At 67.9% G+C, this 22,011-nt stretch carries 17 protein-coding genes and 3 riboswitches; of the genes, 7 read left to right on the plus strand and 10 right to left on the minus strand.

Annotated elements, in window-relative coordinates; all coding sequences use genetic code 11:
- Positions 1-79: 79 nt before the first annotated feature.
- Positions 80-263, minus strand: a riboswitch (cobalamin riboswitch).
- A 22-nt stretch (positions 264-285) separates the two neighbouring features.
- Entirely contained in the window at positions 286-1,593 is a 1,308-nt protein-coding gene (locus tag K3U94_RS17920) for an aminotransferase class I/II-fold pyridoxal phosphate-dependent enzyme (protein WP_220694589.1), read from the minus strand.
- 40 nt (positions 1,594-1,633) lie between these two features.
- On the opposite strand from K3U94_RS17920, the gene K3U94_RS17925 reads away from it, so the two are divergent.
- Positions 1,634-2,290 (plus strand): pyridoxamine 5'-phosphate oxidase family protein, encoded by a 657-nt coding sequence (locus tag K3U94_RS17925; protein WP_220694590.1) that lies wholly within the window; start codon positions 1,634-1,636, stop codon positions 2,288-2,290.
- Positions 2,291-2,296: 6 nt separating this feature from the next.
- On the opposite strand, the gene K3U94_RS17930 is transcribed toward K3U94_RS17925, so the two are convergent.
- Positions 2,297-3,898: a PPE family protein gene (locus K3U94_RS17930; RefSeq protein WP_220694591.1), complete on the minus strand. Its 1,602-nt coding sequence runs from the start codon at positions 3,896-3,898 to the stop codon at positions 2,297-2,299.
- Positions 3,899-3,928: 30 nt separating this feature from the next.
- Positions 3,929-4,070: riboswitch (cobalamin riboswitch) on the minus strand.
- A gap of 91 nt (positions 4,071-4,161) precedes the next feature.
- Between K3U94_RS17930 and K3U94_RS17935 the strand changes: the two genes are divergently transcribed.
- Positions 4,162-5,838, plus strand: coding sequence for a glycosyltransferase (locus K3U94_RS17935; protein WP_230987202.1), 1,677 nt, complete (start codon positions 4,162-4,164; stop codon positions 5,836-5,838).
- A gap of 24 nt (positions 5,839-5,862) precedes the next feature.
- Here the strand turns inward: K3U94_RS17935 and K3U94_RS17940 are convergent, their stop codons facing one another.
- Positions 5,863-8,097, minus strand: a complete 2,235-nt coding sequence (locus K3U94_RS17940) for an NADP-dependent isocitrate dehydrogenase (RefSeq protein WP_220694592.1) — start codon at positions 8,095-8,097, stop codon at positions 5,863-5,865.
- A gap of 144 nt (positions 8,098-8,241) precedes the next feature.
- Positions 8,242-8,361, plus strand: a riboswitch (SAM riboswitch).
- A gap of 140 nt (positions 8,362-8,501) precedes the next feature.
- Here K3U94_RS17940 and K3U94_RS17945 point away from each other — a divergent pair.
- From K3U94_RS17945 to K3U94_RS17955, 3 genes are read left to right on the plus strand one after another with little or no spacing between them, the layout of a single operon-like run.
- The gene (locus K3U94_RS17945) at positions 8,502-9,842 is read left to right on the plus strand and encodes a bifunctional o-acetylhomoserine/o-acetylserine sulfhydrylase (RefSeq protein WP_047321495.1); all 1,341 of its coding nucleotides are present in this window, start codon (positions 8,502-8,504) and stop codon (positions 9,840-9,842) included.
- Between the two features lie 11 nt (positions 9,843-9,853).
- On the plus strand, positions 9,854-10,990 hold the full coding sequence (metX, locus tag K3U94_RS17950) for a homoserine O-acetyltransferase MetX (RefSeq protein ID WP_220694593.1): 1,137 nt from the start codon (positions 9,854-9,856) through the stop codon (positions 10,988-10,990).
- Entirely contained in the window at positions 10,987-11,733 is a 747-nt protein-coding gene (locus K3U94_RS17955) for a class I SAM-dependent methyltransferase (RefSeq protein ID WP_047321493.1), read from the plus strand. The genes metX and K3U94_RS17955 overlap by 4 nt, the downstream gene beginning before the upstream one ends.
- Before the next feature lie 9 nt (positions 11,734-11,742).
- On the opposite strand, the gene K3U94_RS17960 is transcribed toward K3U94_RS17955, so the two are convergent.
- Positions 11,743-13,257 (minus strand): PE-PPE domain-containing protein, encoded by a 1,515-nt coding sequence (locus tag K3U94_RS17960; RefSeq protein WP_230987204.1) that lies wholly within the window; start codon positions 13,255-13,257, stop codon positions 11,743-11,745.
- Between the two features lie 174 nt (positions 13,258-13,431).
- Positions 13,432-15,600 carry a cellulase family glycosylhydrolase gene (locus K3U94_RS17965; RefSeq protein WP_230987206.1) on the minus strand — a complete coding sequence of 723 codons (2,169 nt, stop codon included), beginning with the start codon at positions 15,598-15,600 and terminating at the stop codon, positions 13,432-13,434.
- A gap of 260 nt (positions 15,601-15,860) precedes the next feature.
- On the opposite strand from K3U94_RS17965, the gene K3U94_RS17970 reads away from it, so the two are divergent.
- Positions 15,861-16,298 (plus strand): DUF732 domain-containing protein, encoded by a 438-nt coding sequence (locus K3U94_RS17970; RefSeq protein WP_047321492.1) that lies wholly within the window; start codon positions 15,861-15,863, stop codon positions 16,296-16,298.
- Between the two features lie 33 nt (positions 16,299-16,331).
- Here the strand turns inward: K3U94_RS17970 and kasB are convergent, their stop codons facing one another.
- The 5 genes from kasB to K3U94_RS17995 all read right to left on the minus strand — a co-directional run bounded on the left by kasB (position 16,332) and on the right by K3U94_RS17995 (position 20,726).
- Positions 16,332-17,594 (minus strand): 3-oxoacyl-ACP synthase KasB, encoded by a 1,263-nt coding sequence (gene kasB, locus K3U94_RS17975; protein WP_047321491.1) that lies wholly within the window; start codon positions 17,592-17,594, stop codon positions 16,332-16,334.
- A 23-nt stretch (positions 17,595-17,617) separates the two neighbouring features.
- Positions 17,618-18,478, minus strand: a complete 861-nt coding sequence (locus K3U94_RS17980; RefSeq protein WP_220694594.1) for a cyclopropane mycolic acid synthase family methyltransferase — start codon at positions 18,476-18,478, stop codon at positions 17,618-17,620.
- A gap of 27 nt (positions 18,479-18,505) precedes the next feature.
- Complete coding sequence (locus K3U94_RS17985; protein ID WP_220694595.1) at positions 18,506-19,426, minus strand: cyclopropane mycolic acid synthase family methyltransferase; 921 nt, start codon at positions 19,424-19,426, stop codon at positions 18,506-18,508.
- A gap of 164 nt (positions 19,427-19,590) precedes the next feature.
- Entirely contained in the window at positions 19,591-19,881 is a 291-nt protein-coding gene (locus K3U94_RS17990; protein WP_047321489.1) for a DUF3017 domain-containing protein, read from the minus strand.
- Positions 19,878-20,726, minus strand: coding sequence for a bifunctional methylenetetrahydrofolate dehydrogenase/methenyltetrahydrofolate cyclohydrolase (locus tag K3U94_RS17995; RefSeq protein ID WP_047321488.1), 849 nt, complete (start codon positions 20,724-20,726; stop codon positions 19,878-19,880). The genes K3U94_RS17990 and K3U94_RS17995 overlap by 4 nt, the downstream gene beginning before the upstream one ends.
- A 93-nt stretch (positions 20,727-20,819) precedes the next feature.
- Between K3U94_RS17995 and K3U94_RS18000 the strand changes: the two genes are divergently transcribed.
- Positions 20,820-22,004, plus strand: a complete 1,185-nt coding sequence (locus K3U94_RS18000; protein WP_220694596.1) for an NADH:flavin oxidoreductase — start codon at positions 20,820-20,822, stop codon at positions 22,002-22,004.
- Positions 22,005-22,011: the final 7 nt, after the last annotated feature.

The raw sequence follows: 22,011 nt of genomic DNA on the forward strand, positions 1-22,011 counted from the left end.
TCATCGCGGACCGCCGGATGCCACCCGAAAAGGGCGAAACATAGGGGTTCGTCAGCTCTCTCGGGGTACACCGCCCCGGGTCGCAGGATGCGACGATGTGAGTGTCCTGACTCTCGGATCAACGCTCGCCTCGCCTTCCAACTCCGCTAAGAGCCGTGGCTGTTGAGGGTCGCTCCCCGATCACAGTGGCGGGACCGTGCCGGATTCACACCGGCTTCCTGCACCATCGTTGCCGTACCGGTGCATTATCGCACGCCACCGCATCTCTCTGGCGGCAAAGCGCGGCTACACGCTGCCCCGGCCGGGGCCACGCACCGCTGCCGCGATCGCATCTGCCAGCGGGCCGACGTCGGCGGGGGCCAGCTCGGCGATGGTGACCCGCAGGCCCGGGGTGCCGCGGATCCGGAACCTCGCCCCCGGGGCCGCGGCCCAGCCCGCGGCGAACAACGCCGTCATCGCCACCGCCTCGTCGGATACCGGGATCCACACGTTGAGCCCGGAACGGCCGTGCGCGACCACGCCCCGGTCGGCCAGCGCCGTGCACAGCCCGACGCGGGCCGCGCGGTAGGCGGCTTCGGCGTCGGCCACCCGCCGCGCCGCCGCGGCATCGTCCCACAGTTCGACCGCCACGTTCTGCAGCAGGTGACTGACCCAGCCCGGCCCCAGCCGCTGCCGACCCTGCACACGCTCGACGGTGCGCTGATCCCCAGCCAGCACCGCCAACCGCAGGTCCGGGCCATACGCCTTGGCCGCCGATCGCACGAACGCCCAGCGCCGGGTCACGCCCGCCAGCGGGTGCAGCGGCACCCCGGCGATCGCCGCACCGTGGTCGTCTTCGATCAGCAGCACCTCCGATTCGTCCAGCAGCCCCCGCAGAACGTTGGCACGCTCCGCGGAAACCGCTGCACCGGTGGGGTTTTGAGCGCGGCTGGTCACCACCACCGCACGCACCCCGCGCCGCAGCGCGCGGGCCAGGTCGGCCGGCAGCGGACCGTCGTCGTCGACCCCGACCGGCTCCGGGGTGAGCCCCAATGCGCCGAGCAGGTCGAGCAGGTTGGGCCACCCCGGATCTTCGACCGCCACCCGGTCACCGGGGCGCAGCTGCGCACTGAGCACCCGCTCGATTCCGTCCAGGGCTCCCGAGGTGACCGCCAGGTGGTCGGCCGGCACGCCGTCGGCGGCCAGCTCGCTCGCGGCATGCTCGGCCAGTGCCGGTGCGATCGGGGGATCCCCGTAAAGCACAACGGGTCCCGGCACGGCGGCGATAACGGGCAGCAGTGCCGGGTTGGGGTTTCCGGTGGACAGGTCCCGCACGTTCGGGGGTACGGCCAGCCCGCGCAGTGAACGCGGCGTGGTCGCCGGGCGGTCGCGCACCCGGGTGCCGCGCCGGCCCGAGCTCTCGACGGCGCCGCGGTCGCGCAACAGCCGGTAGGCGGCGGCCACGGTGTTCGGATTCACCCCGAGCTGCTGCGCCAGACCGCGAATAGGCGGCAACGCTGCGCCCGGCGCCAGCGCACCGTCCGCGATGCCTTCCTCGACGCTGGCCGCGATAGCCTCAGCACCCTCACCGGAAATCCGATATTGTACTGCCACGTACTTTATATTGCACTAGTACATAGTTGGAGGCAAGTCCGTGTCCTATGCACCGACACCGCAGACCACCCCGACCCGGTACCGGGAACGGGCCCGCTACGATCGCGAGGTCGTGCACCGCATCCTGGACGAGGCGCTGATCTGCCATCTGGGTTATGCCCGCGACGGCCATCCGGTGGTGCTGCCGACCACGCACGCCCGGGTCGACGAGACGCTGTATCTGCACGGGTCCACCGGCAGCGGCCCGGTGCTGGCCGCCGGCCCCGCCGGTCTGCCGGTCTGCGTCACCGCCACCCTGGTCGACGGGTTGGTGCTGGCCCGCTCGGCACTGCACCATTCGATGGCCTACCGCTCGGTGGTGGTCATCGGTTCCGCCCGCCTGGTCGACGACGAGGGCGAGAAGCGGCTCGCGTTGGCGGCGCTGCTCGATCACGTCGCGCCCGGCCGGGCCGCCGACACCCGGCCGCCCAACCGCCGCGAACTGGCGGCGACGGCGGTGCTGGCTCTCGACCTCGTCGAAGTGTCGGCCAAGATACGAGCCGGCGGCCCCGCCGACGACGCCGAGGACCTGGCGCTGCCGCACTGGGCCGGGATGGTTCCGCTGAGCCTGGTGGCCGGGCTTCCGGAGCCGGCCGCCGATCTCGACCCGGCCATCGCGCTGCCGTCCTATCTGGAGTCCTACCGCAGACCGCGCTGACAGCCCCTAGCTCGTCTGCCTGCCGTACTCCGGCATCCAGGTGCCCGGCGTCATCGGGGTGGTGGCGCCGCCGCCGAAAGCGTCCGCGGCAAGGGCGGTGAGTCCGCTCGGCACCACGTCGTCCGCGGCGTCCTCCAGGTCCATGTATTCATAGCCGCGGCCGAGCATGTCCACCTTCGCCTTGCGACGCCGGCGAGCCTTGGCCTTCGCCTCGGCGGCCACCGGCGCCGGCACCTCGCTGGTGTCGGGCTCGGGCGCCTGGCGGCGGCGCCGTGCGCCGGTGCCCGCGGGCCGGCGAGCCTGCTGGCTCACGCCGGCGACCAGATACATCGCGGCCAGACTGTCGCCCGGGGACAGCGGTGGCGCGGGCGGCGGCGGGGGCGCAGGCGGCGCACCGGGCGGCGTCGGCGTCGCCAGCGCGGGGGCCGGAGCGGGAGCGGGGGCCGGCGCGGGAGCCGGCGGCGTGGGAGCCACCGTCAGTCCGGCGAACGGCGGGGGCAGGACCGGGGCCAACGGCACCGGTACGGCCTGCAGCGCAGCCAGACCGGACAGCCCCGCCAGTCCCGCCAACGGTGCCGCGGCCAGTGGCGCCAGCGCCGCGGTCAGCATCGGCAGCACTACCGGAATCAACACCAGAGCCTGCTCCAGCAACGTCTTGAGCAGCGCGATCACGTCGGTGATGATCGTGCCGATCGCCTCCACGGCGGTGAACATCAGCGTGAAGGCAATGGTGCTGGGATTGCCGGATGCGAACGCCGCGGCGATATCGGCGCCGATGAACGCGAACGTCTGCGACAGGTAGGCGGCGAACGAGCCGAAGTCCATCGGGTAGCCGATCGCGAACGCAATGTTGTAGGGACTCAGGAAGCCCAGCGGGTTGCCCAGGATGGGCAGCCAGGGGTCGAACCCGCCGAACATCGACGAGAAGAAGGGGTTGTTCGCCAGCTCGTTGATCATCGGCTGCAGCACGTTGTTGTAGAAGTCGGTATAGCCGCTGTTCTGCAGCCATTCCATGATCTCGTTCTGCCGATCCGGCGGGAGCTGCGGTTGGCTGGCGTCCGCGGACTGCGCTTTGACAATCTGCGGCGCCGCGGACGTCTGCGGGCTCGAAGCCACCGCGGTGCCGGCAACGGCTTGATAGGTGGCCATCACGGTGGCCGCCTGCGACCACATCCGGCCGTAGTCCGCCTCATTGAGCGTGATCGGGATGGTGTTCACGCCGAAGAAGTTGGTGGCCACCAGCACCGCGTGGGTGGCGTGGTTGGCCGCGAGCTCCGCCGGCGTCGGCATCGCTGCCAGCGCGCTGTTGTAGGCGCTGGCGGCGGTCTGCTGCGCGGCGGCGGTGAGGGCACTGGCGATGCGGGCCTGGATCAGCCACGCCAGGTACGGCAGGTTGGCCGCCACATACGCTTCGGCGCTCGGGCCCTGCCAGGCCCCGGCCTGCACTGCTCCCAGCAGCGCCGTCAACTCGTCGGCGACCGCACCGTATTCGGTGCTCAACGAGCTCCATGCCGTCGCCGACGCCAACAGTGGACCGGCCCCAGGTCCGGCCGACAGCAATGTCGAGTGGACTTCGGGCGGAGACGCGATCCAGATCGGCGCGGTCACGTTCGTCAGCTCTCTCGGGTTACCCGCCCCGAATCGGAGGTTGCGACGACGTGAGTGTCTGGCTCTCGGGTGAGTTCACTCCCCCGATAACAGTGGCGGGACCGCTCCGGATTCGCACCGGCTTCCTACATCGTCATCGCCTTACCGGCGAATTGTCGCACGCCCGGCGCCTTGACCACCGCCGACTGTGAAATCCACGGCGAATCTCCCGGCGCTTTCGTCGGTGGACTCACACTCACCGGGCACCAGGTAATCTGCCGACCGTGTCCGATCCGGCGAACACCCCCACGATCTGCCTCAACATGATCGTGCGAGACGAGTCCCACATCATTCGGGAGGTGCTGGACGCCACCGCGCCCTACATCAGTTCGTGGGTGATCGTCGACACCGGCTCGCAGGACGGCACCCAACAGATCATCCGCGACCACATGGCCACCCTGGGCATTCCCGGCGAGCTGTACGAGCGGCCCTGGCACAACTTCGGGCACAACCGCACCGAGGCACTGACCCTGGCCCAGGGCCGCGCCGACTACATCTTGGTGATCGACGCCGACGACACGCTCGTGGGCACACCGGATTTCACCGGCCTGGACGCCGACATCTACGAGTTCCGTATCCGGCAGGAAGCCGTCAGAGGCTGGCGCCCTCAGATGTTCCGCGATGGGCTGCCGGTGCGCTACGTCGGTGTGGTCCACGAGTACGTCGAATGCGATGAAGACCACGTCACTTCCCGCCTCAACGACGACTTCGCCATCGAATCACGGCGCCTGGGCGCCCGTAACCTGGATCCACAGAAGTATGCCCGCGACCGGGATCTCCTACTAGCCGAGGTCGAATGCAATCCCGAGGACGCGAGGTCGGTCTTTTATCTGGCGCAGAGCTGCTTCGATCTCGAGGATTACGCCGCCGCGATCACGTGGTACGAACGGCGGACTCAAATGGGGGGCTACGACGAAGAGGTCTACTTCTCGCTGTACCGCAAAGCCGGCGCCATGGAAGTACTCGGTGAACCGTGGCCGGAGGTGCAGGCCGCTTACCTACGGGCCTGGGAGTTTCGGCCGACCCGTGCCGAACCGCTGTATTGCATCGCGTTCGCCTACCGCTCCGCGGGGCGTTACGAGCTCGGTCACCTCTTCGCCAGACAAGCCGAGGAAATCCCGATGCCCGACGACAACCTCTGGGTCGATGCGGGGGTCTACACCTTCCGCGCGACCGACGAGCGTGCGGTGTGCGCCTCCTGGCTCGGCAACCACGACGAAGCGTTCACGCTGTGCCGAGGCCTGCTGGCCCTCGCCGACGTCCCCGATGACGAACGGCAACGCATCGCTTCCAACCGCGACTTTTCGGTTCCGGCCATGCTCGACGCGGCATCGAGCTACCCGGAAGCCTTGGCGCACAACCTGGTTGCCGGGCCGCCTGACACTGAGGTGACGGTCAGCCTGCGCACCGGGCCCGACCGAGCCAGCACCGAGCAGACCCTGAACTCGCTCCTGCACTGCTGCCTCGACGTGGCGCGCGCCGGACGCTTCCTGGTGATCGACACCGGCCTGTCAGCCGAAGATCGGGGGCTGCTGGCGCAGCGGTATCCGTTTGTGGAGTTCGCCGATCCCGGCACCGAAATCAGCGATGCCGTCGTTGGTCGCTACTGGTTGCGGCTGGACTCGGGCTGGCGGTTCTTTGCCCCGGAGAACCTCATCACCCGGCTGACCGGCGTACTGCAAGCCGAACCGGAGGTGTTCCAGGTGGGCATCAACTTCGCCGACGCGGTGAAGCTGATCGGCACCTGCGCGGCCGAGGACACCGTGCGCCGCGCCCCCGGCACCGGCCGCTACCTGCTGACCGAGACGGCCGCCACCGGCCCGGCGATGTTCGACACCACGCGACTGAATCAGGTCGGCGGCACCGCCACTCTCGACGAAGTACTCGCCATCCTGGAGTGACCCACTCCCAGGTCGGCTGCCGAGTCAGTCCTTGGCGTCGATCGCCGCATTCAGCGCCGGGCTGGGCCGCATCACCGCCGAGGTCAGGTCGTGGTCGGGCGCGTAGTAGCCGCCGATGTCCACCGGCTTGCCCTGGACCTCGGCCAGTTCGCCCAGGATGACGTCCTCGTTCTTGTCCAGTGCGTCCGACAACGCGGCAAAGTGCTTGGCCAGCCCGGCGTCCTCGGTCTGCGCGGCGAGCTCCTCCGCCCAGTACTTGGCGAGGTAGAACTGGCTGCCACGGTTGTCGAGCTCCCCGGTCTTGCGCGACGGGCTCTTGTTGTTGTCCAGCAGCTTGCCGATCGCCGCGTCCAGCGTCTGGCCGAGGATCTTGGCCCGCGGGTTGCCGGTCTTGGCGCCCAGATCGTCGAAGCTGGCGCCGAGCGCCAGGAATTCGCCGAGTGAATCCCAGCGCAGGTGGTTCTCCTCCACCAGCTGCTTGACGTGTTTGGGGGCCGAGCCGCCCGCGCCCGTCTCGTACATGCCGCCCCCGGCCATCAGCGGCACGATCGACAGCATCTTGGCGCTGGTGCCCAGCTCCAGGATCGGGAACAGGTCGGTCAGGTAATCGCGCAGGATGTTGCCGGTGACGGCGATGGTGTCCTGGCCGCGGATCAGCCGCTCGCACGTGTAGCGCATGGCCCACACCTGCGGCATGATCTGGATCTCCAGGCCCTCGGTGTCGTGGTCTTTGAGATAGGTCTTGACCTTCTTGCGCAGTTCGGCCTCGTGCGGACGCTCGGTGTCCAGCCAGAACACCGCCGTCATGCCCGATGCCCGGGCCCGCTGGACGGCCAGCTTCACCCAGTCCCGGATGGCGGCGTCGGTGACGGTGCACAGCCGCCAGATGTCGCCGGTCTCCACGTTCTGGCTCAGCAGCACCTCGCCGGTGGCCAGGTCCACGATCTCGGCGACACCGGCCTCGGGGACCTCGAAGGTCTTGTCGTGGCTGCCGTACTCCTCGGCTTTCTGTGCCATCAGACCGACGTTGGGCACCGTGCCCATAGTGGCCGGGTCGAACTGGCCGTGGGTCTTGCAGAAGTTGATCATCTCCTGGTAGATCCGCGCGAACGTCGACTCGGGGTTGACCGCCTTGGTGTCCTTCTGCCGCCCGTCGGCGCCGTACATCTTGCCGCCGGCCCGGATCATCGCCGGCATGGAGGCGTCCACGATCACGTCCGAGGGCGAATGGAAGTTCGTGATGCCGTTGGCCGAGTCCACCATCGCCAGCTCGGGACGGTGCTCGTGGCAGGCGTGCAGATCCTCGATGATCTCCTCACGCTTGGAGGCCGGCAGCGCCTCGATCTTGCTGTAGAGGTCGACCAGGCCGTTGTTGACGTTGACGCCGAGGTCGTCGAAGAGCGCCTGGTGCTTGGCGAAGGCGTCCTTGTAGAACACCTTGATGGCGTGGCCGAACACGATGGGGTGGCTGACCTTCATCATGGTGGCCTTGACGTGCAGGGAGAACATCACGCCGGTCTTGCGGGCGTCCTCCATCTGCTCCTCGTAGAACTCACGCAGCGCCTTGACACTCATGAACATCGAGTCGATGACGGTGCCGTCGAGCAGCGACACCTTCTCCTTGAGCACAATGGTCTTGCCGCTCTTGGCTTTCAGCTGCATCTTGACGTCGCAGTCGTGGTCCAGCGTCATCGACTTCTCACCGTGGTAGAAGTCGCCGTGCTTCATGGTCGCCACGTGAGTGCGCGACGCCTGCGACCACTCGCCCATGCTGTGCGGGTGCTTGCGTGCGTACTCCTTGACCGCCTTGGGCGCTCGACGGTCCGAGTTGCCTTCCCGCAGAACGGGGTTCACCGCGCTTCCCAGGCACTTGGCGTAGCGGTTGCGCACGTCGCGCTCCCGGTCGGTCTTCGGGTCCTCGGGGAAGTCCGGCAGCGCGAAGCCCTTGCCCTGCAACTCCTTGATGGCGGCGACCAGCTGCGGCACCGACGCGCTGATGTTGGGCAATTTGATGATGGTGGTGTCCGGCAGCAGGGTGAGCCGCCCCAGTTCGGCCAAGTTGTCCGGTACTCGCTGCTCCTCGGTCAACTCGTCGGGGAACTCCGCGAGGATGCGGGCCGCCAAGGAGATGTCGCTGGGCGTCACGTCGATACCCGCGGGTCCGGTGAAAGCCTGCACGATGGGCAGGAACGAGTAGGTCGCCAGCAGCGGCGCCTCGTCGGTCAACGTGTAGATGATGGTCGGTTGGTCGGCGCACATGGCTGTTCTCCCGGCGTCAGGTTCGTGGCGAACGATTTTGTGCCGCGTGGTACACGGCGGCATCAGTATCGCGTACCTCACCGGCGCGTCCACCGCCGGTGAGCAGGTGGCGACAGCTCCGGGAGATGCGATAAGCTGCTTGACGGTCATGAGTGCCAGCGCGAAGCCCCGGCTTGCTGGCCGGCAACCCTCCAACCGCGGTGGGGTGCCCCGGGTGATGACCGGGTTGAGTAGCCACCAGCGGCTACGCGGCAAGCGCGGGTCCGCCACAACGGGCCCCCCGAGTAGACAGGGGAACCTGATGCGTGCCTCCTTGCGCCCGCTCACCCGTTGCTGTTGTCGCTAACCCACGCCGAATCCGTTCGACAACCCAGCGATAACAACTCCGAGGAAAACATTCACCGATGACCGCCGAGAACAACACCGACCCCAGTTCGCACTGGTCGTTCGAGACCAAGCAGGTCCATGCCGGGCAGGCTCCCGACGCTGCCACCAATGCGCGCGCGCTGCCGATCTACCAGACCACGTCGTACACGTTCGACAGCACCGATCACGCGGCCAAGCTGTTCGGCCTGGAGGTTCCCGGCAACATCTACACCCGGCTCATGAACCCGACCACCGACGTCGTCGAGCAGCGGATCGCCGCACTCGAGGGCGGGGTCGCCGCCCTGCTGGTGGCCTCCGGGCAGGCCGCGGAGACCTACGCGATCCTGAACCTCGCCGGCGCCGGTGACCACATCGTTTCCAGCCCACGGCTCTACGGCGGTACCTACAACCTGCTGCACCACTCGCTGGCCAAGCTGGGCATCGAGACCACCTTCGTCGAGGACCCCGATGACCTGGAGTCCTGGCGGGCGGCGGTGCGGCCGAACACCAAGGCCTTCTTCGCCGAGACCATCTCCAACCCGAAGATCGACGTGCTCGACATCCCCGGGGTGTCGGGAGTGGCGCACGAGCACGGGGTGCCGTTGATCGTCGACAACACGGTTGCCACGCCCTATCTGATCCAGCCGCTGGCCCACGGTGCCGACATCGTGGTGCACTCGGCCACCAAGTACCTGGGCGGGCACGGCTCGGCGATCGGCGGCGTGATCGTCGACGGCGGAAGCTTCGACTGGACGCAGGGCCGCCACCCCGGCTTCACCACACCCGACCCGAGCTACCACGGGGTGGTCTTCGCCGAGCTGGGCGCACCCGCGTTCGCGCTGAAGGCCCGCGTGCAGCTGCTGCGCGACCTGGGGGCGGCGGTCTCGCCGTTCAACGCGTTCCTGATCGCCCAGGGCCTGGAGACGTTGAGCCTGCGGGTGGAGCGTCACGTGGCCAATGCCCAGCGGGTCGCGGAGTTCCTGGAGGCCCGCGACGACGTGCTCAGTGTCAACTACGCCGGGCTGGCCAGCTCGCCGTGGCATGCCCGGGCCCAGCAGCTGGCACCGAAGGGTGTCGGCGGTGTGCTCTCGTTCGAGCTCGCGGGCGGCATCGAGGCCGGCAAGGCGTTCGTCGACGCACTGCAGCTGCACAGCCACGTCGCCAACATCGGTGACGTGCGCTCGCTGGTGATTCACCCGGCGTCGACGACGCACGCCCAGCTCAGCGCCGAAGAGCAGCTGGCCAGCGGTGTCACCCCGGGCCTGGTCCGGCTGGCGGTCGGCATCGAGGGCATCGCAGACATCCTGGCGGACCTGGAGCTCGGCTTCTCCGCGGCCTCGGCACAGCTCGGCGACTCGTCGGCGCTGGCGGCCCGTTGAGGCGGTCCCCGGTGACGATCTCCGACGTGTCCAGGCAGCTACTGCCCGCCGAGGGAGAGACCGGCGTGGTCCCCATCGGGTCGCTGACATTGGAGAGCGGCGCGGTGCTCGACGACGTGCATATCGCCGTGCAGCGCTGGGGCGAGCTCTCGCCCCAGCGCGACAACGTCGTCGTGGTGCTGCATGCACTGACCGGGGATTCTCACGTCACCGGGCCCGCCGGGCCGGGCCATCCCACCCCCGGCTGGTGGGACGGGGTGATCGGTCCCGGCGCCCCGATCGACACCGACCGCTGGTGTGCGGTGGCCACCAACGTGCTGGGCGGCTGCCGCGGGTCGACCGGTCCAGGCTCCCTGGCCCGCGATGGAAAACCTTGGGGCTCAAAGTTTCCCGCGATCACGATTCGCGACCAGGTGCAGGCGGACGTCGCCGCGCTGGCCGCGCTGGGTATCACCGAGGTGGCCGCCGTGCTGGGCGGTTCGATGGGCGGCGCCCGCGGGCTGGAGTGGATGGTCAGCCACCCGGACCGGGTGGGCGCGGGCTTGCTGCTGGCCGTCGGCGCCCGGGCGACCGCCGACCAGATCGGCACGCAGAGCACCCAGATCGCGGCCATCAAGGCCGACCCGGACTGGCAGGGCGGCGACTACCACGGCACCGGCCGCAGTCCCGAGGCCGGTTTGGCGATCGCCCGGCGCATCGCGCACCTGACCTACCGCGGCGAGGCCGAGCTGGACCGGCGCTTCGCCAATAGAGCGCAGGCCGAGGAAGATCCAGCGGATCCGCGTTACGCCGTGCAGAGCTACCTGGAGTATCAGGGCGACAAGCTGGTGGCGCGGTTCGACGCGGGCAGTTATGTGACCCTGAGCGACTCGCTGTCCAGCTACGACGTCGGCGCCGGACGCGGCGGGGTGGCCGCGGCGTTGCGCGGCTGCCCGGTCCCCGCGGTGGTCGCCGGAATCACCTCGGACCGGTTGTACCCGCTGCGGTTGCAGGCCGAGCTGGCGGAGCTGCTGCCCGGCTGCGACGGCCTGCAGGTGGTGGACTCCGACTGCGGGCACGACGGTTTTCTGCTGGAGACCGGCCGGGTCGGCGAGCTGATCCGCCAGACCCTGGACTTGGCGCGCGCGGCCGGGGACCGCCGGCGGTGAGCCCGTCCGATCAGGGTCGCCGCGACCGCTCGCTGTCGTTCGGTTCCCAAGCTGCCGCCTACGAGCGGGGCCGTCCGTCCTACCCGCCGGAGGCGATCGACTGGTTGCTGCCGCCGGGGGCCCGCGACGTCCTCGACCTGGGCGCCGGGACCGGCAAGCTCACCGCCCGCCTGGTGGAGCGCGGCCTGGACGTGGTGGCGGTGGACCCCATCGCCGAAATGCTCGAGGTGCTGGCCACCGCCCTGCCGGGAACCCCGGCACTGCTCGGGTCAGCCGAGCAGATCCCGCTGCCCGACGACAGCGTCGACGCCGTGCTGGTGGCCCAGGCGTGGCATTGGTTCGACCCCGCCCGGGCCATCCCCGAGCTGGTGCGGGTGCTGCGGCCCGGCGGCCGGCTGGGGTTGGTGTGGAACACTCGCGACGAACGGCTGGGCTGGGTCAAGGAGCTTGGCAAGATCATCGGCCGCGAGGACGCCCGCGACGTGGTCGACGCCGGGGTGAGTCTGCCGGCGCCGTTCGGCGACATCGAAAGCCACCAGGTGGAGTGGACCAGTTATCTCACGCCGCAGGCGCTGATCGACCTGGTCGCCTCGCGCAGCTACTGCATCACCTCACCCGACGCGGTGCGCACCCAGACCCTGGACCAGGTCCGCAACCTGCTGGCCACCCATCCGGCGTTGGTCGGGTCTACCGGCCTGGCGCTGCCCTACATCACGGTGTGCACGCGAGCAACGCTGCACTGATCCTGATGGCTACGCGCTGAACAGGTCGGCGAAGTCGTTGGCGATCGACTGGAACGCGCTCATCACGCTCATCAGTTCGAAACCGATGGCCGTCGGGATCAGCCCGACGTCGGCCGCGAGCGGAAGTCCGATGGCGTTCGTCAGTGTGGTCAGCAGGTCGTCGCCGTTGCCCAATGCGTTGAAGAACATGCTGATGTCGTAGGCGGGCATGGTGGTCAGCAAGGCGTTGATGATGTCCGCGGTCGGCAGCAGCACCGAGTACAGCGTCGAGGCCGCGCCGGAGAACGTGTTGACGACATCGAGGAGGCTCGGCAGCGCGAAGTCCATCCCCGAACCGAGCGCGTCGGCCGGGCCGCCCAGCGACAAGTGCCCGAGGTCGTAGATGAAGTCGTTGAATCCGTGCTGCGCTCCCTGCGCCAGCGAGTTCAGCAGGGTGAACACGTCGATGTCCGGGAACACGCCGTAGGTGGTGAGCAGATTCGCCGGGCCCATGTCCCAGCCGCCATGGGTCAGCTCCCCGTCGACGTAGGTGTCGACGTTGCCGTAACCCAGGTCGATCAGGATCCGGGTGACGGGCTCCAGCAGGTCATACAGCGGCTCGCCGATCACCGGGATTCCGAGCAGCGGCTGCAGCAGCGGCAGGATTTCCGTCGGAATCATGTAGTAGTCGGTGTTGAGGGCGGCCGAGGCGCCGTCGGGCAGCGTCAGGGGCCCGTCGTAGTTGGTGGACCCCAGCAACAGCTGGGCACTGTCGATGGAGTCCGGGCGGCTGTAGCCGGGGCCGTGCACCAGCGCGATCCCCAGCACGGCATTGAGCGTCGACAGGAAGTTCAGCGGGTAGCGCGGGAAGTCGGAGAATCCGTCGTACTCCGCGATGTAGATGTCGGTCGCGTACGGGGTGTCGGGCGTGCCGCCGTAGAAGTCGATCCCCATGGACGGGATGTAGAGCGGGACGTCCGGGACGGCGAATCGGGACAGCAGGCCGCCGTTGGGGAACATCTCATTGGCGATCAAGACGAACGACAGCTGGTCGGGGTCGGGGGCACTGCCGGAGCTGAGCAGCTGGTTCATCTCGATCGACGACAGGACGGCGCTCTGCGAGACGCCGTAGACGACCACGTTGTCGCCGGCTGCGATGCGGTCGCGAAGAGTCGCGTCGAGCATCTGCACACCCTGGTCGACCGAGGTGTCCAGCGGCAGGCTCTTGACGCCGGTTCCGGGGTAGAGACCTTCGGGGGTGAAGACGCCCTGCATGGTGTAGCCGCCGTACCCGAGGTGGGAGAGGTATTGGTCGGCCCAGTGAAAGTCCCACGTTCCCGGGATGGGGGTGCCGCTGCCGCCCATGACCAGGGCGACGTTGTCGAGCAGCGCCACCTCCGCGACCACCGTGCGCGCCGCGGACGCCCAGGCCGGCGTCATGACCGGCGAAGCCACCACCGCGGCGGCGCTGGTCACGGCTACCGCCGCAACACCCAGCGAGTGGAACGTGGGGATTACCTTCATGGCGACCTCCGGCAGCGGCACGGAAACTGCTTTTTGCGTGCAGAACATTAGCCCCTACATGTTGAAATGCTGAAGTAATTCTGAATAACTCTAAGTTTTAACTGTAGTAAATTCAGCCGCTGACGGCGTTGGCCCTGGGAACGCGCCAGTCGTCCGGCTGGAAGTTTGCGTCGCTTCCGGGTGGTCCACTCCCGCTCAGGCCGGCTTGACCAGGACGTCGACGGTGCTGGCGCCGTGGTCGGCGGCGATCACCAGCACCGAGGAGCCGGCTCCGGACACCACGTGCCCGCCGATGACGTCCACCTGGTAGCCGTCCGGGTACTGCAGCGCCGGCACCACGATTCGGGTCTGCGCGTCGGCGGCGAAACCGCCCGAGCCGTCAGCCATCGCGGTGGAGTAGCTGAAGTGGAAGACGCCGCCTGCGAACGACCAGGCGGTCGGCACACCGGCGATCGTCTGCGGGTACGGCTCGGCCAGCGCCGCCAGCTTGGCGGCGTCGACGTTGTCGCCCACCGGCGGCAGATTGGTGTCGAAGACCAGCGCCTGACCCTCCGGAGAGCTGCTGGCGACGTCACCGCCGGTATAGGCCCACTCCAGCCAGCCGTACCGATAGGGGTTGGTGTGCGCCAATGTATTGGCGATGACACCAGCGTTGGCGGTGGCGCCGAACTCCGTCATCAGCGCCGGGACGTTGTGCGAGTCGGCATATGCCGCAGCGTTGTTCAACAGGATGTCGAAGTTGAGCCCACAGCCGAAGTCGATGTCGAACACCGAGTTCGCCAGGCAGTAGTTGTGGAACGCGAAGATGCCGTGTGGATCGTCCACGACTCCCAACGACGTCGGTATGGCCGTGTTGAACAGGAAAGTCGGTTCGAACAGCACCGGGGTGTTCGGGTCGACAGAGCGGATCGCCGCGGTCATCTGGTTGTAGAACGGCGTCAGGGTCTGGGCGTCGAAGTGCGGACTGCCCAACGCGGCAGACAGCCACGGCGAGCCCGGCCACGGCTCGTTGATGATCCCGTAGCCGGCCACACTCGCGTCGTCCTTGAAGTAGTCGGCGACGTACTGCCACGAGCGCGCGTAGTGGTTGGCCAGCCCGATCCCATCCTCGGCTTTGGCGTTGGACCAGAACGCATCCCAGGCGTGCAGCTGCGCGGGGTTGACCAGGTAGGTGCCGATCTGGCCGACGTCGGGGTTGGGCAACCCGCCGGTCAGAACCGCCCAGTCCGGCGCGCCGTCGCCACCGAAGCCCGCACTGTAGAAGTCCTGGTGGAAGTCGAGAATGCTGTAGATGCCGTGGTCGGCCAGGGTTTGCACGGTCTGCTTGATCGCGGCGAGATAGTCGGGGTCGAACACGCCGGGCTGCGGCTCCACGCCGGCCCAGAGCACCCCCACCCGAACGGCATTGAAGCCGTTGGCCGCCAGGAACGCCGCGTCGTCGTCGCCGAACCCGTTGGCGCCCGGCGTGTACGGCGCGATCTTGTAGACCTGGTTGAGCCCGTGCAGGATCACCACCTTGCCGTCGCTGTCGGTGATCCAGGCGCCGGCGGTGGACAGGCCGGTGTAGGGGCCACTGTCCGGGGCGCCGGCCAGGGTGCCGAAGTGCCCGACCGCGCCGTGGATCCCGAACATGCCGGCCGCACCGCCGGCACCGCCCAGCGCCGGCAGGCTGCCGGCGCCGCCGTAGACACCGTTGCCGGCGTCGCCACCGGCACCGCCGACGCCCATCAGCCAGCCGCCGGCACCGCCGTCTCCACCGTTGCCCCCGGAACCACCGTCACCCCCGTCGCCACCGGCGCCGCCGTTGCCGAACATGCCGGCCGCTCCCCCGGCCCCGCCGCCACCGCCGGCGTTGTTGTCCCAGCCGGCGCCGCCGTCACCGAAGAGCCAGCCCGCGTCACCGCCGTCGGGATGCGTCTCGGTTCCTGCCGTGCCGTCGGCGATCATCGCGCCCCACCCCAGCGCTCTACTGAGATCGTTGAGCCCGTCCAGGATTGGCGTGGGGCCGGTGGCATGGATCCAGCTTTCGATGCCGGTGTGCAGCGGGGTGTAGATGAGCTGTTGCAGCCACGCCGTCGCATCGGCTGCTCCCGCGCTCGGCGCTCCGGAGATCCCGGCCAGGACGTCGTTCCAGTGCGCCGGGTCGAAGAATGCGTCCCAAGCCGCCGGGCTCGACAGCGCGGGCCAGTCCACGCTGTGGGTGGCCGCGTCCACGAACGGCGCCATCACCTGCTCGAGCACGTCGTCGATCACCTCGGCGCTCGCCGGGACCGGTGCGGTCACGCTGACCGCCAGGGCCGAGCCGACCGCGGCGCCCAGCCCTACGGCCCGACGATTGACTGTGCCGCTGCGACGTCGAGCCATCTGGCGTGGACCTCTCTTCGTCCCATAAAACTGAGCGTTACATGTGCCCTGTATGAATGATTCCAACAAACGTAGCGGGTTGAGCCTCGATTTCGGCTCAAAGCCCCGAAAATGCGGCATCGGCCCGGGCGATATAGCGCCGTAGGCAAACCGTGACCCGGCCGACTCGCCGGTGTTATCGCTTTGATGCAGGATTTCAACAAGAACGTTCGGACAAGTCCCGGGTACCGCTCGGCGCCGGACCACGACGAGGGGGATGCATGCCAGGCTTCATGATCAAGGCGGGCGCGGGGGCAGGCCTAGCCGGCCTGATCGCGACCACCGGATTCGCGGCACCGGCGCAGGCGAGCCCGGTCGACACGTCGTTCCTGTCCGATCTGGCCGGGGCCGGCATTCCGGTCGCCGACCCGGCCGCGACGGCAGCTCTCGGCCAGTCGGTGTGCCCGATGCTGACCGAGCCCGCCGGCACCGCCGCGTCAGTGGCGGCCCCGGTCGCCGGCCTGGGCGGCGGCCCCTCCCTGTCGCCGCAGATGGCGCAGCTGTTCACCGAGATCGCCGTGCAGATCTACTGCCCCCAGATGCTGTCTCAGCTGGCCAGTGGTCAGGTGCCGGATCTGCCGCAGATCCCGGGGATGTCGGTCGGTGTTCCCGGCTTAACCGGTGGGATCCCGGCCATTCCGGCCATCCCCGGGTTTTAGCACTCGCAGCCTCGGGCTCCCTACTAGTACTTGCTAGTACTTGCCGAACGCGAGCGCCACGTTGTGGCCGCCGAATCCGAAGGAATTGCTGATCGCGTAGCGGTAGTCGCCCGGCCGCACGTCGCCGGCGACGACGTCCAGATCGATCTCCGGGTCGAGCCGGTGCAGGTTCAGCGTCGGCGGGACCACACCGTCCCGCAGCGTCAGTGCGGTCAGGATCGCTTCCACCGCCCCGACCGCACCCACCGAATGGCCGAGCGCGGACTTGGGCGCATACACCGCCGGACGGTGGGCGCCCATGGCGTTGTTGATCGCCTGGGCCTCGGCCAGGTCCCCGATTCGGGTCCCGGTGGCGTGCGCGTTGATGTGGTCGATGTCGCGGGGAGCCAGCCCGGCAAGTTCCATTGCCCGCGTCATGGCGTATCCCGCTCGTTCGCCCAGCGGATCGGGCGCCACGATGTGATGGCCGTCCGAGGTGATGCCGGCACCCATCAACCGGCCGAGAATCGTTGCGCCGCGCGCCTTTGCGTGCTCATGAGTCTCGATGACCATCAAGGCGCCGGCCTCGCCGAACACGAAGCCGTTGCGGTCGGCGTCGAAGGGCCGGCAGGCACCCGCCGGGTCGTCGTTGGTGGTGGAGAGCACGATGCGCATCGCGGCGAATCCCGCGATGGGCACCGCTTCGATCTTGGTCTCGACCCCGCCGCAGATCGCGATGTCGGCTTCGTCGTAGACGATGTTGCGCCAGGCCTGCGCGATACCCTCGGCGCCCGAAGCGCACGCCGAGATCGGGGTGAAGACACCCGCCTTGGCGCCACGTTCCAGCCCCACGGCGGCGGCCGCGGCGTTGGGCATGTATTTCTGCACACCCAGCGGCGACACTGCCCTCATGCCGCGCTCCACCATGCCCTGGTATCCCCAGACCAGCTCTTCGGGCGAGCCGAGCCCGGTGCCGATCGACACCAGCAAGCGACGTGAATCCACCTCCGGCGAGCCGGCATTCGCCCAGACCCGACGACCGAGGATGACCGCCATTTTCTGCAGGTATGACAGCCGGTGCAATTCCTTGCGGTTCAGCTCGTGGTCGAAGTCCTCGAGCAGATGGCCGCCGATACGCACCGGGAGGTCGAACTGCTCGACGAACGGGTCGTCGAGCTTGCGGATGCCACTCTGCCCGTCCAGCAATTTCTTCCAGGTTTCGTCGGCGTCGGTTGCCAGCGCAGTCGTCATCGCGACTCCGGTGATGACGACCTCGGGAAGGCCTTTCCCGGTGGAGAGCCGAGTCACTCGGGCCATATCCGCGCCTCGCTTCCGGGCCGCTACTTGGTCAAGATGAACTGCCCGACGTTGCTGATCCCCCTGCGGAAGAGGTCGGCGCAGCCGGTCAGATAGCGGAGATAGCGCTCGTACACTTCTTCGGATTGCAGGGCGATGGCGCGTTCGCGGTTGCTCCGCAAATTGGCCGCCCACATGTCCAGGGTCCGGATGTAGTGCTCCGGCATCAGAAAAGCGTCCTGGATATGGAATCCGGCGCCTTGGGAGTATTCGTAGATGTCGTCGCGGCCCGCCATCTCCCCGCCGGGAAAGATCTCCTTGCCGAGGAATCGGACGAAGCGCAGATCGCTCATCGTCACTTTGATGCCATGCTCGCGCCAATAGGTCTGGGGATAGGTGAATATGCTGTGGAAGAGCATTCGGCCGTCATCGGGCAGAATCTCGTAGGCTCGCTCGAAGAACGCGGCATAGCGCGCCTTCTTGAATGCGTCGAACGCCTCGATGGTGAAGATCCGATCGACCTTCTCGTCGAACTCCTCCCAACCCTGCAAGCGCGCCTCCGCCCGCCGCTCGGTCTCGATCGCCGCCAAACTGGTCGCGCTGCGTGCGTAGTGGTTGCGACTGAGCGTGATACCGATGACATTGACATCGAACTTCGTCACCGCCCGGACCAGCCCTGCTCCCCACCCGCAACCGACGTCCAACACCGTCATCCCCGGTTCGAGGTTGAGTTTGCGTAATGCCAAGTCGTACTTCGCGTTCTGCGCTTCCTCGAGGGTCATGTCGTCGCGCTCGAAGTACGCGCACGTGTAGGCCATCGTCGGATCGAGGAACAGCGCAAAGAAGTCATCGGAGATGTCATATGCCGCTTGGGACTCTTCGTAGTACGGCTTGAGATTGGTCATCTGGACCATCTTGTCCTCCGAATTCGCTTATGCCACTGCTTTTTCCATCGTGAATTGGCAGACGTCGGTGTAACCGTCACGGAACAGCTCGCGGCAACCGGTCAGGTACTTCAAGAACGTTTCGTAGGTCTGCTCGCCTTTCAGCTCGACCGCCTGGTCCTTGTGCGCTTCCAGTGCCTTGGCCCAGGTATCCAAGGTGCGCACATAATTCGACCCGATCAGCTGGTGGCGGGTGATCGAGAAGCCGCAGCGGGTCGCGTGCTCGTCAACGATCGAGATCTGCGGCAACCGTCCGCCGGGATAGATCTCGGTCAGGATGAAATGGATGAAGCGCAACAACGACATCGTCTTCTTCAGCCCCCGCCGCTCGCCCTCTTCGGCGGTGGGCACCACGATGGAATGCAGGAGCATCACTCCGTCGTCGGGCAGGACGCGGTGGCACATGGTGAAGAAGTCGTCGTAGCGCTGGTAGGTGCCGACGCCATCGGCGAAGTGCTCGAAGGCCCCCAAGGACACGATGCGGTCCACCGGTTCGTCGAATTCCTCCCAGCCCTGCAGTCGCACCTGTTTCGAGCGTGGGCTGTCCATTTCGGCGAATTTCTGTGCGCAATGGACCACTTGGTTTTTGCTCAGTGTCAGCCCGATGACATTGACGTCGTACTTCTCGACGGCCCGCCGCATGGTGGAGCCCCAACCGCAACCGATGTCGAGCAGCGTCATCCCGGGCTGCAGGCCCAGCTTGCCCAATGCCAAGTCCACTTTGGCCATCTGAGCTTGTTCGAGCGTCATATCGTCGCGCTCGAAATATGCGCAGCTGTAGGTCATCGTCGGATCCAGCCACAGCCGAAAGAATTCGTTGGACCGGTCGTAGTGCGACCGGACGTGGTCGACATCCGGAATCAGTTCGACGCCCAGGGACCTTGAATACGACCCTGCTGATGAATTCATTTCGGGCACCGGCTTCCTCCCCGACTCGTCCGACCGACGTGAACCGGCCGTACCCGCGCGGGTTCCCGGCGCGCGGGAGGGTCAAACACGTCACCCGATCTGATGGGCAGAACTGGCGGATGCGCCCGTCGCGCTCAAGAAATTGTCGGACAGGTAAAAAACGACTAGCTGGTCCCGAGCGGGTCGATGGTCGCGGCCACGTAGAGCATCACCGTCGCCGCCGTCGTCATCGTCGCGAAGTCCAGCCCCCGGTCCCGCAGCACCAGCAGCCCGGCCCGATCCTCGGACAGCACCAGGCGCAGCGCGGCGGCCACCCCGGTCCCGATCCCGATCAGCAGCGCGCCGCGCCGCCAGAAGTTCGCCCCGGCCAGCACGAACGCCGCCGTGAAGATCAGCCCGACCAGCAAGATCGGCCACTGCGCGGCGATCACCCGGCGGACATCGGCGGCCCTCACAGCGTGCCCTCGACCCTTTCCACCACGTTGGTCAGCAGGAACGCCCGAGTCAGCGGACCCACCCCGCCGGGGTTGGGCGACACATGACCGGCCACCTCCCACACGTCGGGGTGCACGTCGCCGACCAGTCCGGCGTCGGTACGCGACACCCCGACGTCGACGATCGCCGCGCCCGGACGCACCATGTCGGCGGTGAGCATGTGCGGCACCCCGACCGCGGCCACGATGATGTCGGCCTGGCGGGTCAGCTCCGCAAGATCACGGGTCCCGGTGTGGCACAGCGTGACGGTGGCGTTCTCCGACCGGCGGGTCAGCAGCAGACCCAGCGGGCGCCCTACCGTCACGCCACGCCCGATCACCACGACATGGGCGCCGGCAATCGGCACCTCGTAGCGGCGCAGCAGGTGCACGATGCCGCGCGGGGTGCAGGGCAGCGCCGCCGGGGTGCCCAGCACCAGCCGACCCAGGTTGGTCGGATGCAGCCCGTCGGCGTCCTTGGCCGGGTCGACGCGCTCCAGTGCGGCGTTCTCGTCCAGATGTTTGGGCAGCGGCAGCTGCACGATGTAGCCGGTGCAGTCGTCGTTGGCGTTCAGCTCGTCGATGGTGTCGTTGAGCTGGGCCGGGCTGCAGTCCGCCGGCAGGTCGCGGCGGATCGAGGTGATGCCGACCTTGGCGCAGTCGGCGTGCTTGCCGCGCACGTAGGCGTGTGAGCCGGGATCGTCACCGACCAGAATGGTGCCCAGACCAGGCGTGCGGCCCGCGGCGGTCAGCGCCGCCACTCGTGCCTGAAGGTCGACGAAGATCTCGTCGCGCGTGGCCTTGCCGTCCAACGTAATCGCACCCACGCGGACAGTCTGGCATGTCCGCGCGCGACGCCAATGACGACGACCCGCTTCGCCCGGCTTCGCCGCGCTTGCGGTCGCCGTTAAGCTCCGGCTATGCCCGTTCCCGACGTCTTCAGTCCCGCCAAGCTCGGCCCGATCACGTTGCGCAACCGGATCATCAAAGCTGCGACGTTCGAGAACCGCACGCCTAATGCGCTGGCCTCCGACGATCTCATCGAATATCACCGGCTGCCGGCCGCCGGCGGAGTGGGCATGACCACCGTGGCCTACTGCGCTGTCTCGCAAGGCGGGCGCACCTCCAACGACGGGCTGTGGATGCGCCCGGAGGCGGTCGCCGGGCTACGCCGGCTCACTGACGCCGTGCACGCCGAGGGGGCCCTGGTCAGCGCTCAGATCGGCCACGCCGGCCCAGTCGCCGACGCGCGCTCCAACAAGGCCCGCGCCCTGGCCCCGGTGCGGTTCTTCAACCCGATCGGCATGCGCTTCGCCAAGAAGGCAACCCGCGACGACATCGACCTGGTCATCGCCCAGCACGCCGACGCCGCCCGCTACGCCGTGGACGCCGGGTTCGACGCCGTCGAGATCCATCTCGGCCACAACTATCTGGCGAGTTCCTTTCTGAGCCCGCTGATCAACCGCCGCTCCGATGAGTTCGGCGGGTCGCTGGCCAACCGGGCCAAGGTGGCCCGCGGCATTGTGGCGGCCGTGCATCGCGCGGTGGGCGGACAGATCGCGGTGACGGCCAAACTGAACATGGCCGACGGAGTCCGCGGCGGTATCAACCTGGACGAGTCGCTGACCACCGCGAAATGGCTGCAGGACGACGGCGGCCTGGACGCGTTGGAGCTGACCGCCGGCAGCTCGCTGGTCAACCCGATGTACCTGTTCCGCGGGCACGCCCCGGTGAAGGAATTCGCCAGGGTCTTTCCCCCGCCGTTGAGCTGGGGCATGCGGATGACCGGCAACAGGTTCCTGCGCAAGTACCCCTACACCGACGCCTACCTGCTGGACAACGCCCGGCTGTTCCGCGCCGAGCTGTCGATGCCGCTGATCCTGCTGGGCGGTGTCACCAACCGCGCGACGATGGATCAGGCGATGGCCGAGGGATTCGAGTTCGTCGCGATGGCCCGGGCGTTGCTGGCCGAACCGGACCTGATCAACCGGATCGCCGACGAGCCGTCGACCCTGTCGGAATGCATCCACTGCAACCAGTGCATGCCGACGATCTATGAGCGGACGCACTGCGTCGTTACCGGCGCACCGGACGCAACTCGCTAGAGTTGAC

It is taken from the genome of Mycolicibacter heraklionensis, assembly GCF_019645815.1.
Taxonomy (GTDB): Bacteria; Actinomycetota; Actinomycetes; order Mycobacteriales; family Mycobacteriaceae; genus Mycobacterium; species Mycobacterium heraklionense.